Annotated in this window: 14 protein-coding genes; 9 read left to right on the forward strand and 5 right to left on the reverse strand. The window is 34.6% G+C overall.

What is annotated here, in order from left to right; translation table 11 throughout:
- Window positions 1–206: 206 nt before the first annotated feature.
- Together AB8B52_RS09955 and AB8B52_RS09960 are read right to left on the reverse strand one after the other, a co-directional pair.
- Window positions 207–1,187, reverse strand: a complete 981-nt coding sequence (locus AB8B52_RS09955) for an acyl transferase (RefSeq protein WP_406027644.1) — start codon at window positions 1,185–1,187, stop codon at window positions 207–209.
- An 87-nt stretch (window positions 1,188–1,274) separates the two neighbouring features.
- Entirely contained in the window at window positions 1,275–3,098 is a 1,824-nt protein-coding gene (locus tag AB8B52_RS09960; RefSeq protein ID WP_406027646.1) for a T9SS type A sorting domain-containing protein, read from the reverse strand.
- Window positions 3,099–3,333: 235 nt separating this feature from the next.
- Between AB8B52_RS09960 and AB8B52_RS09965 the strand changes: the two genes are divergently transcribed.
- Together AB8B52_RS09965 and AB8B52_RS09970 are read left to right on the forward strand one after the other, a co-directional pair.
- Window positions 3,334–4,020, forward strand: a complete 687-nt coding sequence (locus tag AB8B52_RS09965) for a response regulator transcription factor (protein WP_406027648.1) — start codon at window positions 3,334–3,336, stop codon at window positions 4,018–4,020.
- A 29-nt stretch (window positions 4,021–4,049) separates the two neighbouring features.
- Window positions 4,050–5,093, forward strand: coding sequence for a sensor histidine kinase (locus AB8B52_RS09970; protein ID WP_406027650.1), 1,044 nt, complete (start codon window positions 4,050–4,052; stop codon window positions 5,091–5,093).
- On the opposite strand, the gene AB8B52_RS09975 is transcribed toward AB8B52_RS09970, so the two are convergent.
- On the reverse strand, window positions 5,076–6,104 hold the full coding sequence (locus tag AB8B52_RS09975; protein WP_406027652.1) for a glycosyltransferase: 1,029 nt from the start codon (window positions 6,102–6,104) through the stop codon (window positions 5,076–5,078). The genes AB8B52_RS09970 and AB8B52_RS09975 overlap by 18 nt on opposite strands.
- Window positions 6,105–6,251: 147 nt before the next feature.
- Here AB8B52_RS09975 and trmB point away from each other — a divergent pair, with 147 nt between their 5' ends.
- The 7 genes from trmB to AB8B52_RS10010 all read left to right on the forward strand — a co-directional run bounded on the left by trmB (window position 6,252) and on the right by AB8B52_RS10010 (window position 11,219).
- A complete protein-coding gene (gene trmB / locus AB8B52_RS09980) occupies window positions 6,252–6,926 on the forward strand; it encodes a tRNA (guanosine(46)-N7)-methyltransferase TrmB (protein ID WP_406027654.1) in 675 nt (224 codons plus the stop codon).
- A gap of 3 nt (window positions 6,927–6,929) precedes the next feature.
- Window positions 6,930–7,559 (forward strand): LysE family transporter, encoded by a 630-nt coding sequence (locus tag AB8B52_RS09985; protein WP_406027656.1) that lies wholly within the window; start codon window positions 6,930–6,932, stop codon window positions 7,557–7,559.
- Complete coding sequence (locus AB8B52_RS09990) at window positions 7,560–7,889, forward strand: MGMT family protein (protein ID WP_406027658.1); 330 nt, start codon at window positions 7,560–7,562, stop codon at window positions 7,887–7,889.
- A gap of 199 nt (window positions 7,890–8,088) precedes the next feature.
- Window positions 8,089–9,231 carry a P-loop NTPase gene (locus tag AB8B52_RS09995; protein WP_406027660.1) on the forward strand — a complete coding sequence of 381 codons (1,143 nt, stop codon included), beginning with the start codon at window positions 8,089–8,091 and terminating at the stop codon, window positions 9,229–9,231.
- On the forward strand, window positions 9,228–9,470 hold the full coding sequence (locus tag AB8B52_RS10000; RefSeq protein WP_406027662.1) for a NifU family protein: 243 nt from the start codon (window positions 9,228–9,230) through the stop codon (window positions 9,468–9,470). Before AB8B52_RS09995 ends, AB8B52_RS10000 begins: the two co-directional genes overlap by 4 nt.
- Before the next feature lie 271 nt (window positions 9,471–9,741).
- On the forward strand, window positions 9,742–10,797 hold the full coding sequence (locus tag AB8B52_RS10005; RefSeq protein WP_406027664.1) for an NAD(P)/FAD-dependent oxidoreductase: 1,056 nt from the start codon (window positions 9,742–9,744) through the stop codon (window positions 10,795–10,797).
- Window positions 10,798–10,886: 89 nt separating this feature from the next.
- A complete protein-coding gene (locus AB8B52_RS10010) occupies window positions 10,887–11,219 on the forward strand; it encodes a ferredoxin (protein WP_406027733.1) in 333 nt (110 codons plus the stop codon).
- Window positions 11,220–11,312: 93 nt separating this feature from the next.
- Here the strand turns inward: AB8B52_RS10010 and AB8B52_RS10015 are convergent, their stop codons facing one another.
- Both AB8B52_RS10015 and AB8B52_RS10020 read right to left on the reverse strand, forming a co-directional pair.
- Window positions 11,313–12,209, reverse strand: a complete 897-nt coding sequence (locus tag AB8B52_RS10015) for a serine/threonine protein phosphatase (protein ID WP_406027666.1) — start codon at window positions 12,207–12,209, stop codon at window positions 11,313–11,315.
- 1,329 nt (window positions 12,210–13,538) lie between these two features.
- Window positions 13,539–14,282 carry an SGNH/GDSL hydrolase family protein gene (locus tag AB8B52_RS10020; protein WP_406027668.1) on the reverse strand — a complete coding sequence of 248 codons (744 nt, stop codon included), beginning with the start codon at window positions 14,280–14,282 and terminating at the stop codon, window positions 13,539–13,541.
- Window positions 14,283–14,366: the final 84 nt, after the last annotated feature.

Raw genomic sequence — 14,366 nt, forward strand, 5'->3', positions numbered from 1 at the left:
GAAAATCTTTCTTTTTCATAGCAATACTTAAGTCGTAATGTTATGCTTTTCCTTACAAGATGTTTAATATTTAAAAACAAAGTATGGTTTTGAGTTGCTATAAACATCAAATTGGTCTAAACAAATGCCGTGAGTACGACATCAAAATACGAAAAGCGTAGTGCTGAAGTATTTTTTATATCATTCCTAAAAAATAAGCGTTAAGCTTACAAAGCCATTAAATTACAGCCGCGAATATCAGAATTATCAAAGCGTCCTATAATTTCAAATGTGCCATTATCAAAGGTTTTTCCTAAATCTTGTGTAGCAATGAATGCGCACGAATTTAGATTAGCCAAATCAATCACATTGATACCTCCAGTTTTGTTTGGTAGCTGAAGCATGAGTGCATCTTCAGTATCTCGTGTTAAGATTTTCATCCAAGGCGGACATTCAAAAACACCATTTCCTTTAGAATACGCCTGACTCAAAAGTTCAGTCATTCCATATTCGCTATGGATGTGGTTCACTCCAAATCCCGATTCTAAAATCTGGTGAAGCTCTTGCCTTATGAGTTCTTTTCGCCTGCCTTTCATACCACCAGTTTCCATAATTGTTGTATGTTTTAAGCGCAATTGAAACTGCTCAACTAAATCTAATAGTGCAAAAGACACACCAATGAGTAAGGTTTTTTGTTTCTTAGCTTCAAGAGTTTGTAACGTGTTTGCTAAGTCGTTGAGATTATTTAGATAAAAGCCACTTTCTGGGTGTTTAGATTGTTTAATTAAATCATCTACCATGTAGATTAAAGACGAACCTTCGCGTTCTAAATAAGAGGGTAACAAGGCTAAAATGACATAGTCTTCAATGTTGCCGTAAAAGTGCTTAAAGCCTGAAAGGTAACTTTCTTCGTATAGTTTTAAATCTGTAATGAGATGTTTGCTGGTGGTATCTCCTGTAGTGCCAGAGCTAGTAAATGTTTTTTTTATAGGTAATCTAGAGCTTAAGACTTCACGAGATTTGAAAAACTGAATGGGTAAAAAAGGGATCTCAGAAACCGTTTTTATATCTGAAGGATGTTTGTATAGCAAGTCGCAAAACGAGCGATAGACCATATTGTTTTCAAACTGAAATTTAAAAACGTCTAGAGCCAATGCATTGAATTCAGCATTAGATTTTATATTAAAAATGGCGTTTTTAGATATCATTTTACAAAAGTAGGTAAAGAAGTGATTTAAATAAAAAAGCGTCCCGATAATTATCAGGACGCTTGTTATATAGAATAAAAATGAGATTTACTTAATTACTAATTTCTTAGTAGATGTTGTATTGTTTTGGGTAATTCTCATAATGTAAACACCAGCCTTTAAGCTAGATACATTTAGACTATTGCTAGTTGTTAATGTATCGTTCTTTACTTGTTTTCCTAAGATATCAAAAACTTGTACCATCATTGTACCAGCCTTAGACGATGTAATATTTACAACACCTGTATCTGTTGGGTTTGGGTAAACTCTTAAATCTGCCATTGTAAACTCCTCATTTGATAAGGTTGTCGGTGTAACATCAGCATAAGATGTACCTACTCTTAATTCATCAAAAAGAATAAAAGGAGTTTCTGTTTCAGAATCTTGTCTTATTAAAAATTGATTTACACTAGGAGCAATATTCGCAGCTGTCTCTGTAGCACTTGCAGCAGGTGCAGTACCTCCAAAACTAGAATCACTTGGGTTTATCCATGCATTCATAGTTCCAGTAGCGACATCATAACTTAATACAACTAATACTGTAGCACCTGTTGTTAGTACATTTGTATCTAAGGCACCAGCAGTTGGAGCTGTATTTACATTAGAAACACCAAGCTGATATTCTCCAGCATTTGCTCCAGGTACAACCCATAATCTTACATCAAAGTCACCTAAAATAGCGAAATAACCAGCTGATGTTGCAGCAGTATTATCCGTGATATTCATTAAAAATGAAGCATATACAGTTCCGCTTGTAACTGCAGTGAACTCTATTGAAGGATCTATACCAGCACCATCAAAAGCAATATGATTCCCTGTTTGTGTAGAAGAGGCTAAATTAGTGTATGATAGTCCACCAGGTCCACCAATCACTATTTCATCGCCACTATTAGAATTTGACCAATTAGGTTGATCTCCTAAGTTTTCAGCAACCGTATAATCAAACCCTTCGTAAAGTGGTAAATCAAGAGAAGGCACGCATTCAGCAGCAAATATTGTTGAATCGATATCGCAAATCGCTCCATCTTGAACGTTAATTACAACGTCCGATCCTTCGGTTACACCAGTTACTGTGATTGTTCCTGTTTCATCGGTAGTTGGGTTACCACCTGATAAATCCACGGTTCCAGAATCTGCCGTCACTGTATAAGTTGAAGTCCCTCCACCTGTAAAATCAACAGTTGCAGTGTAAGTATCAGTACCCATAGTAATAGCATCACATACAGCTGAAGGATTAATTAAAGCCAAACCACATGTTTCAGTTCCCCAAGCACCTGGATCGTAATCTCCTGGAGCCGTTCTTGGTGCATTCTGATGAGAGGTACAACCTGTAACATCTGAATCTGCCCAAATATTCCATTCAGCTTCATTAAAAGCAACGCTTCCAGCAGTTATTGTGGTTAAACGTTCTGCTCTACCGTCTTCGTATTCTGCACAACTTCCAGTATTATCAACACCTGTAACACCAAAAGCGTCAACAATTGCATCTGTGCCATCCACTAGGAATAAATCGTCATCTCCATTACTGCCTGCTACACCATTGTTTACATCGTCTAATTGATCTGGTGCAAATCCGTAAACAGTAGCAAAAGTACCATCTGTATTGTTATAAGCAATAATATAGAAACCACCAGCAGGAATTGTTCCGGTAAGATCAATAGATATAGATACATCAGCACTAGCATTAGTGTATTTGTCAATTTGCCAACCATTACCTTCTGTAAAATCAACAGCAGTGGCACCAAGGTTGTGTAATTCTATAAACCTGGCTTCTGCATTGTTGTTAGGATCTGCAATTTCTGTTATAATAACTTGTGAGAAAGAAAACAAGCTGAAAACAGATAATAAAAATAAAAAGTAAATTTTCTTCATAATTGATTTTTTATAAAAGTTAGATGACAAATATAACAACAAATGTTCACTTTCAAGAACTCAAATAAGGATTACTTACCCATTTTTACAATAAGTTAATATGGTAACTGTCAGGTGCTTCTTAGATTCAACGACTTAGTATTTTTAATGTTAGGGAATTGTTATCAATTTAATATTTATAGGGTATTTGATAGAGATATATTTTATATTTACAGATACTAAAAACGCAATACCATTGAAAAAGAAAGACATTAAAATACTGCTTGTAGATGATGAACCAGATATTTTAGAAATTGTGGGTTATAACTTATCAGCAGAAGGTTATGATGTTATAAAGGGCGAAAATGGTTTAGAAGCAGTTGAATTGGCACAAAAACATAAACCACATTTAATTATCTTAGATGTGATGATGCCAAAAATGGATGGTATTGAGGCGTGCGAGCGTATTAGAGAACTACCAGAATTAAGCGAAACCGTGATTACGTTTTTAACAGCAAGAGGTGAAGATTACTCTCAAGTTGCTGGTTTCGATGCTGGTGCAGACGATTATATTGCAAAACCAATAAAGCCAAAAGTGTTAATTAGTAAAGTGAAAGCTTTACTTAGACGTTTTAAGCATACAGAAACCAATGCCGAAACTATTATGAAAATAGGTGATTTGGTTATTTATAAAGAAGAGTATAAAATCACGATTAAAGGTGAAGAAATAACGATGCCAAGAAAAGAGTTTGAATTGTTATCTCTTTTAGCAACCAAACCTGGTAAAGTCTTTAAACGCGATGAAATTTTAGATAAAGTTTGGGGCAATGAAGTTGTGGTTGGTGGCAGAACTATAGACGTTCATATTAGAAAACTACGTGAAAAAATAGGAGATAAATCCTTTAAAACGGTTAAAGGTGTTGGTTATAAGTTTGTAGACTAAAACCAAATTAAACCCTTAGCCTTTGTGTCATGCAAAAAAGTAATTTTAAAAAAACCTATAAATTTGCCATTCGTACGTCACTGTACGTAACCATCTTTGTAACACTCTTAGTGAGTGTTTTTTTACATTACTACCACACCTTCAATTGGCAGGTCGTATTATTTCCACTGATTTGTTTTCCACTTTGTTTTGCTATCGTGCAATATCGTGTAGAGCGTTTTATTTATAGACGTGTTAAAAAAATATACGATGACTTAACGCTCTTAGAATCTACAAGCTTAAGACAGCAACCTATTACAACGGATATGGGAACGCTGACAAAAGAAATTGATAAGTACGCAAGGGATAAAAAAATTGAAATTGAAACTTTAAAAATTAGAGAAGAATACCGAAAAGAATTTATTGGTAATGTTTCGCACGAGCTAAAAACACCACTATTTACAGTTCAAAGTTATTTGCTTACTTTATTAGATGGTGCCATTGCTGATGAAAAAATCAGAAATAAATATCTCGCTAGGGCAAGTAAAGGAGTAGAACGACTTACCTATATCATTAAAGATTTAGACATGATTACCAAACTCGAAGTTGGTGATTTGAGTCTTGAAAAAGAAAATTTCGATATGGTAAAACTTGTGCAGAATGTGTTTGATCTTTTTGAAATGAAAGCTGCCAAAAAGAATATTACCCTAATTTTTGATATCGATTACTCAAAACCTATTATGGTTTATGCTGATAAAGAACGTATTCAGCAGGTATTAACCAACCTCATTGTAAATTCTATAAAATACGGACGCGAAAAAGGCACTACCGAAGTGAGTATAGAAAACCTTATAAAAAATAAAGCCATTATTAGAGTTACTGATAATGGAGAAGGTATTGCTAAAGGTAATTTAAAACGTTTATTTGAGCGTTTTTACCGCGTAGATCGAAGTGGCTCACGTAAAGAAGGAGGTTCTGGTTTAGGTTTATCTATCGTAAAACATATTATTGAAGCGCACGAAGAACGTATTTATGTAGAAAGCGAACTGAGTGTTGGTAGTGAGTTTTCGTTTACCTTAGAAAAGTCGAAATAATTGCTCATAATCAATCTCAAAAGATTCAAATTTGAAACCACTATAATTCTGAATGCCTCTTAGTTTTTCAATAGTAAAGTCATTTTGATTGCAAAAAGGAGCGACGCCTTCAGCTTCTAATTTTTTTGCTAAATAGTCTTGTTCAAATTGTCCTGGAGTAGGAATAAAAAAGGCCTTCTTTTCTAGTTTTGCCAAATCCATAAGTGTCGTATAGCCAGAACGACTTAAGATCAGCTCACTTGCGTTAATTGTATGTTCCAGTTCCGTACTGGTCATATAATTATAATTAGTAATGTGGTTTGTTTCAATCTTAGTTTGTTTGGGTTCAATAACACCTCTTACAATGCAGACTTTCCCTTTAAAGGTTTGTAATTCACATCGTAATTTTTCTTCTAAAAAAGTGCGTTGAGGTTCTGGTCCAGAAAGTATAACTAAGAGTTGATACTTTATTTTCAATGCTTGTTTTTCAAAGCGAGATAAAGGTCCTAAATAATTTAAGTTCCCTTTAAAATCTTTAACGTGTCCTAAAATACCACTAAGGTTTTTCTCGTGTTTATAATCAGGAATCCAACAATGATCAAATTTCGAAATAATGTTTTGATGCATTTTACTGCTCAGCCAAGTGGTGTTGCCACTTAAAACTTGCAACTGATGGGTTATAAAAACGCTAGGCACATCATTAGATCTTACACCAAAACGATTGTCAGAGATAATACCTGAAATTGCATGGGTTTTAAGGAACGCTTCTACAAGGTGCTTTTCGTTTTTGATGGTTTTTACAATATGTGGAGTGTCTTTTAAAAGTTTTAGTTTTAGATGTTTCGGGTTTTTTGAATAGGTGATGTTATAAGAAGGTAATTCTAAAGTTTCAAGATTTGGAAACTCTTTTATTAATAATTCAAGTGCCATACCATCACTAGCAATTATAGGTTCAAAATTATACTGAAGTAATGCTTTGATGATTGGAATACAGCGTGTAGCATGTCCTAAACCCCAATTTAAAGGTGCCACTAAAATTCGTTTTCTATGCGGATCTTGGATGTGCTGAACGTGTTTCAGTGTTTCAGTATGTTTTTATTTGAAGATGAATTGCGGAAACAAAGATAAACCTAAAATCTTTGCTTAATTTTACCGAATTATTAGAAAATAGTAACAGTAGTGGGAAGTAAAAACAAACAGAAACGCTTTAGAGAAAACGAAACTTTTCATAACGTGTATCAACCAACGCGAGAAGAATTGGTAGATGCCACCTATAAATTAAAAGGTAAGTGGAAGGCAGAAGTGTTTAAAAATGATCATCCTTTGGTTTTAGAATTGGGCTGTGGTAAAGGCGAATATACCGTTGGTTTGGCGCAGCGCTATCCCAATCGTAATTTTGTTGGCATCGATATTAAAGGAGCGCGTTTTTGGCGTGGAGCTAAAACCGCAATTGAAGAAGGCATTCCGAATGCCGCCTTTATAAGAACTCAAATTGAACTGATTGACTGTGTTTTTGAAGAAAACGAAGTTGATGAAATTTGGATTACATTTCCAGATCCACAGATAAAATATCAGCGTACCAAACATCGTATGACCAATCTTCAGTTTTTAGAACGCTATAAAAAAGTACTAAAACCAGATGGGCTAATGCATTTAAAAACGGATAGTGAATTTATGCATGGCTATACGCTTGGTTTGTTACATGGAGCTGGTCACGACGTATTATATGCCAACCATAATGTGTATAAATTAGAAGGCAGTCCGGAAGAAGTAACTGAGATTCAGACTTTTTATGAAAATCAGTATTTAGAAAAAGACAAAGCAATTACGTATATTAGATTCAAAATCAATTAAAATTTGAGTATTACTGTCATTTTCTTTTTAGGGCTTTTTGTGGCGATGGTTGGTGTAGTTCCACCAGGATTACTAAATATGACGGCTGCAAGAATAAGCTTAAAAGAAGGAGCAGGACGCGGTATTATGTTTTCCACAGGTGTCTGTATTGTGGTATATGTTCAAACGTATATTGCAGCGATTTTTGCGAGATACTTATCTAATCACCCAGATATTGTAGAGATTCTTCAACGTGTGGCTTTTGTGATTTTTGTGCTTATCACTATTTATTTTTTGGTCTTAGCATCTCAGCAAAAAGAGCCAAAACAAAAAGCCGAAATTAAAAGCAAGCATGGCAGATTATTGCATGGCATGTTGTTGTCTGCGTTGAATGTATTTCCAATTCCATACCAGGCTTACATGACCATCACTTTGGTGTCATTCGGTATAATGAATTTTGAAAAATTAAGCATCGTAACCTACGTTACAGGTGCTGCAACAGGCACATTTGTAATGCTTTATTTTTATATTTTCTTTTTTGATAAGATTAAAGACCGAAAATTCACCTCTCAAAAAAGTATGAATTTGAGTATAGGTATTATTACAGGAATTGTGGCTCTAATTACGTTTATCAATATTTTAAGAGAACTCTAAATGCAACCAGAAACCCTCAGTTTTTTTGAAAAAGTATATGAAGTCGCAAGGCTAATCCCTTACGGAAGGGTTACAAGTTACGGAGCCCTTGCCAAATACTTGGGTGCAGGCAAAAGCGCCAGAATTGTAGGTTATGCCATGAATAATTCTCATAACAAAGATGTGCCAGCACATAGAGTCGTCAACCGAAAAGGCCTCTTAACAGGTAAGCATCATTTTGAAGGTACTAACTTAATGCAACAACTTTTAGAAAGTGAAGGTATTGAAGTTGTGGAAAATCAAATTCAGAATTTAGAAGCTTTGTTTTGGGATCCAGCTAAGGAATTGTAATCAGTCTTTGCTAGTTTCTGACTTTGGTAAGATTTATAAATGTTTTTACTATCAGAAAATCAAATCGACCTATTAATCAATTCAATTTAAGTCTTATAAAATCTAAAGGTTTTGCAGTATCTTTGCATTTAGAATTAATCTTAATAAGAAGAATTTGAGTCTATAATCTATGCTCTATATTCTTGAGTCTTTTTAAAATATGAAACTAAACAAACAAGATATACTCAACGCACTCAAAACCATTACAGCACCTGGTGAAGGTGAAAACATGGTCGATAGCGGAGCGGTTACAAATGTAATGACTTTTGCGGATGAAGTCATTGTAGACATCACTATAAAAAATCCAACACTTCAAGCACGTAAAAAGACCGAAGTCGAGATTTTACAAACCATTCATAAAAAAGTTTATGAAAAAGCCAAAATAAAGGTCAATGTAAAAGTTGATGCACCTGTGGCAACGCCAAAAAATGAAATTAAAGGGAAAGCAATTCCTGGTATTCAAAATATTGTAGCTGTAGCTTCTGGTAAAGGTGGAGTCGGTAAATCTACAGTTACGGCTAATTTGGCAGTAACTTTGGCTAAAATGGGTTTTAAAGTCGGTATTCTCGATGCTGATATTTACGGACCGTCAATTCCAATAATGTTTGATGTTGCCAATGAGCGTCCGCTGTCTGTAAACGTAGATGGAAAATCTAAAATGAAACCTGTAGAAAACTATGGAGTTAAAGTTTTGTCTATTGGATTTTTTACAAAACCAGACCAAGCGGTAATTTGGAGAGGACCAATGGCATCTAAAGCATTAAACCAAATGATATTTGATGCGGCTTGGGGAGAATTAGATTTTATGTTGCTCGATTTACCTCCTGGAACAGGCGATATTCATTTAAGTATTATGCAAGCCTTGCCTATTACAGGAGCGGTTGTGGTCAGTACGCCTCAAAATGTAGCCTTAGCTGATGCTAAAAAAGGAGTGGCGATGTTTCAACAAGATAGTATCAATGTTCCTGTTTTAGGAATTATAGAAAACATGGCTTATTTTACACCAGCCGAATTACCAGAAAATAAATATCATATCTTTGGTAAGGAAGGCGCTAAAAATTTAGCCGAAGATTTGAATGTACCATTTTTGGGTGAAGTGCCTTTAGTACAAAGTATTAGAGAAGCGGGTGATGTTGGGAGACCAGCAGCATTGCAAACAGCGACTCCAACAGCCGAAGCTTTTGAAGCAATAACGCGCGAAGTAGTTCAGCAAGTCGTCAACAGAAATGAAGCATTACCAGAAACTGAAGCTATTAAAATCACAACAATGGCAGGTTGTTCTGCAGTAAATAAAAATAAATGAGTCCAGAAGAACTAGTATTAAATGTTGAAAAAGCATTAGATGAAATAAGACCATTTCTGCAAAGTGATGGAGGTGATATTAATTTATTGTCTATCGACGATGGTAGATTTGTAAAAGTTCAATTAGTGGGTGCGTGCACATCGTGCAGTGTCAATCAAATGACTTTAAAATCGGGAGTAGAGATGACCATAAAAAAATACGCTCCACAAATTGAAAAAGTTATTAATGTAGAGAAGTAATGTGATCTTTGTCACATTCAGAATAAAAACACATTAGTAATTTTGTATAAAGAAGAACGTTGAATTGAAAATAACCTGCAAGTTGAGTTGCTGAACTTTGGTTAATAAACCAAGTCGAAGTGAGGCAAAGGATGCTTTTGCTAAAATGATAAATTTACAACCTGCGCGGTTTTTAAAATGGTGTAGGTTTTAATTTTAAAAGCATAAGAAGAGGAATCAATCTAATCTTGACAGGAATATAAAAGAGATACCCACTTTTGTGGGCATTATTATGATTAAAACAGATATACTTATAATTGGTGCAGGTCCTACAGGACTTTTTACAGTTTTTGAAGCAGGACTTTTAAAATTGAAATGCCATTTAATCGATGCCTTACCGCAACCTGGTGGTCAATGTTCAGAAATTTACCCTAAGAAACCCATTTACGATATACCAGCCTATCCAGAGATTTTAGCAGGAGATTTAACGGATAAATTAATGGAGCAGTGCAAACAGTTTGAACCTGGTTTTACCTTGGGTGAGCGTGCTGAAACAATTGAAAAACAAGACGATGGCAGTTTTATTGTCACCACAAATAAAGGCACAAAACACCAAGCACCTGTAGTCGCTATTGCTGGTGGTTTAGGAAGTTTTGAGCCAAGAAAACCATTATTAGCTAATATTGCTGATTTTGAAGATAAGGGTGTTGAGTATATCATTAAAGATCCAGAATTTTATCGTAACAAAAATGTGGTAATTGCAGGTGGAGGAGATTCTGCACTAGATTGGAGTATCTTTTTATCAGATGTGGCATCTCGCGTGACTTTAATTCACAGACGTAATGAATTTAGAGGGCATTTAGATTCTGTTGAAAAAGTACAAGAGTTAAAAAATGCTGGTAAAATCAATTTAATTACTCCAGCTGAAATAACAGCAATTAACGGATCTAATAAAGTAGAAAGTGTTGAAGTCACTAAGAAAGACGAAGCTCCAATTGTATTAGAAACAGATCATTTTATTCCGTTATTTGGATTGTCACCTAAACTTGGACCTATTGGAGATTGGGGACTTGAGATAGAAAAAAACGCCATCAAAGTAGATAACTCATTAGACTACCAAACCAACATACCCGGAATTTTTGCAATTGGAGATGTCAATACTTATCCAGGGAAATTAAAATTGATTCTTTGTGGTTTTCATGAAGCAACCTTAATGTGTCAAGCAGCCTATCAAATTATTAATCCAGGGAAACGTTATGTTTTAAAATATACAACAGTTGCTGGTGTTGATGGATTTGATGGCACCAGAAAAGAAGCACCTAAGGCGGTTGTGAAAGCAATAGATTAAAAAAAGCCTCTTTAATTCAATTCTCCAGAGGAGAAAACTAAATGAATAGATTTAGCAGGTTTTCAAATTCAGCAGGTTTAAAATATAAAATGGAACAAGATATTAACATCACCATCATAGACAGAGACGGAGTCAAACATCAAATTGAAGCTCCTACTGATATGGCTATGAATTTAATGGAAGTGGTGCGTGCTTTTGAGTTGGCTCCAGAAGGTACGATTGGAGTTTGTGGAGGCATGGCCATGTGTGCTTCTTGCCAATGTTATGTGTTAAGTGAAACCGAATTACCAGAAATGCAAGATGATGAAGAGGCCATGCTTTCTGAAGCGTTTTATGTAAAGGACAATTCGCGTTTAGGTTGCCAAATTCAAATGACTCCAGAAATGGAAGGTTTGGAGGTTGAGTTGGCGCCTGAATCATGAATTGAACCGTCATTGCGAGGACGAAGGACGAAGCAATCTGTTTGTTTTTTGTTCCGATTTAAAAGATTGCTTCAATAAGTTCGCAATGACGATTCACGAGGTTCTATAATCAATCAACTGAGTAGGCCCTTCCAACAAAAACCGATCAATTTTCAAAGTCCCATCTTCAGTAGTTACAATCTGCCATTTAATTAAAGAAATTTTACCATCTTCAATTTCAATACCAGTAATACTTCTGGGATGCACACAACTACCATCATTAAAAAAGGGAATGGCTCCAGGTTCAGGAAAACGAGGTCGATGTGTATGTCCTGTTATGGTGATGCGATTTTGGTTTTCGGTAATCCACTTTTTAGTACGTCGCTCTATTTTAATGAGTTCGGTGTAATTTTTTGCCGGACTTGTAGGATCTGCAATACCCATAACATTTAAAGGTTTCCAAAGTATGCGCACTAAAAAGCGACTCCATTTCCAAAAAATATAATTCCACCAATCGGCTTGATGACCATGAGTTAAAAATAATTCTTGTTGGGTTTCAGCATGTTGTAAAACGATGCCTTCTTGATAGTTGAGATCACAGAACAAATCTTCATCTTGTCCAGTTTTTGGATCAAAATAGGTCGATAAATATTTTTTCACATATTTGGGATCGCGATACACCATATCATGATTTCCCCAAATAAGATGCAGTCGTTCCTCGTCATGAAACTGTTTCATGAGCATAAACACGTTCTTATGTGCGTAGAAAATAGATTGAAATGATAAATTTTCCCAAAGTTCGTCGCCATCACCAAGTTCGCAATACTCAAACCCTTCTTTATAATAATGCTTTAATGCATGAAAGTAGATGTTTCTATTATTTGCAAAATCATCGGCAAAGCTATTGTCTCCTCTGTGACAATCACTAAAAAGTATAAATTTAGAATTATCATTAAATGAAATGTGTTTGGCATTTTTATAAGCGCGATCTAATCGGGTTGTTGAAGACATGGAGAATATTTTAACTAAAATAAGTAGAAATAAAATAGAGCGAATTAAAGTTGGAATAATTTTTCATCAAAACGGATAAAATCTAGCTTGACTTTAGGAGTTGAATAGGTACTAGTAAGTTTAACTCAGCATTGCCATAACATATATTTTGAATGTGATTTTATAAAGCCATTTTAGTGTCTATTAAAAATTGAGAATAAAAACAAAAATGCATGCTATGGGTTTATTTTTAATTTTCTGTTATGTTAGCAGACCTCAAAGGTTTTTAAAACCTATCAGGTCTTAATTATCATAAAAAGTCCGAATTGGATTAGAATTATTTCTTAACAGATACAAGATAAAACTTAGTTAAAAAAAGTACGACTCCTCTGGAGCCGAAAGCTATAGCTGATAATCTTTTTACAAAGGTTCAATCCCTCTGGGATTAGATTTTGAGTGTGTTTATAAAGTCATTATCAATAATGTAAAACACGATTTTTTTAAACTTAAATACATTAACAGATTTTAATTGATACTGTAGCGATTTCTGATGCCATAGGCATTAAATGTTTATAAAAAAGTGCGTTTCGGTTAGCCACGACTCCAGAGGAGTCGAACCTTGTCAAACAAGTTTAGGAAAAAAAGTGTTACTCTTTTGGAGTCAAATGAAACAGACTATTAATTTTTTTACAAATGTTAATGTCACTGGGATTATACTATTGGTAGATTGACAAGGTTATTTTGAAGAATTCAAAATTCGAATACTTAATCATACCAATAAAGCTCATTCAATTTTTTCTACTGCTTTAGGTTTATTTTCTGTTGTGCTAGCAGACCTCAAAGGTTTTTAAAACCTTTGAGGTCTTAATTGTTATAAAAAAAGTCCGAATTGGATTAGAATTATTTCTTAGCAAATACAAGATAAAACTTAGTTAAAAAAAGTACGACTCCTCTGGAGTCGAAGGCTATAGCTGATAATCGTTTTACAAAGGTTGAATCCCTCTCGGATTAGATTCTGAGTGTGTTTATAAAGTCATTATCAATAATGTAAAACACGATTTTTTTAAACTTAAATACATTAACAGATTTTAATTGATACTGTAGCGATTTCTGATGCCATAGGGATCAAATGTTTATAAAAAAGTACGTTTCGGTTAGCCACGACTCCAGAGGAGTCGAACCTTTTCAAATAAATTTAAGAAAAAAAAGAGTTCTACTCCTGTGGAATCAAAGGGAACAGACTATTAATTTTTTTACAAATGTTAATGTCACTGGGATTATACTATTGGTAAATTCACAAGACTATTTTGAAGAATTTAAAATTTGAAGATTTAATCATATCAATAAAATTTATTCAATTTTTTCTACTGCTATAGGAAGTAAGCGCTGAACAAATCGTGTATAAGCTAATTCTGAAGGATGCAAGCCATCAGAAGCAACCAAAGCTGTGTTTGTTAAACCTTGACGTGTAATGTCCGTAATATTTACAAACGTAATATTTTGTGCATCACAATAGCTTTCTGCAAAGACATTGTATTGGTCTATCTCTAAGGAGGTGTTTGTTGGATTTCCGGTGCCTTGACCAAAAGGAGTAAACGCATAATCTGGTATGGACACCACAATAACATTGTTTTTGTCATTTTTTGCCAAAGTGATTGCTGTAGTTACCAATTCTGGGAACTCAGCTTCATATAATGAAAATGGTCGACCTTGAAACTGATTGTTGACACCAATTAGAAGTGTGACTAAATCATGGTCGTTAGCAGGGTTTTCATTGATAATAGCATTTTTGAGACTGGTCGTCGTCCAGCCAGTTTGGGCAATTACAGAAAGGCTAAAGGTGTCTTCAATAGGAAATATGCTGATTAAGCTATCCTTTAATTGTTCAGGAAAGCGACAAGTCTCGCAGACACTTTGGCCTATGGTATAACTATCGCCAAGCGAAAGAATTTTATAAGCATTCGGAATTACTTCTTCTTCTTCCTCCTCTTCGAAATCTTCAGTGACATCTTCGGCTGTGAGCATCCTATCACTAGTGCAACATGTTAATAGCATGAAGCATCCAAATAAAACGATTTGAAGATAATTTTTCATAACATAAAGATACGACATGATTTTGAGTTTTTAGTGTGTCGATTTATATGTTTGAATTTCATAAAAATGCTTCTCATCCCAATA

It is taken from the genome of Winogradskyella sp. (assembly GCF_045105575.1).
Taxonomy (GTDB): domain Bacteria; phylum Bacteroidota; class Bacteroidia; order Flavobacteriales; family Flavobacteriaceae; genus Winogradskyella.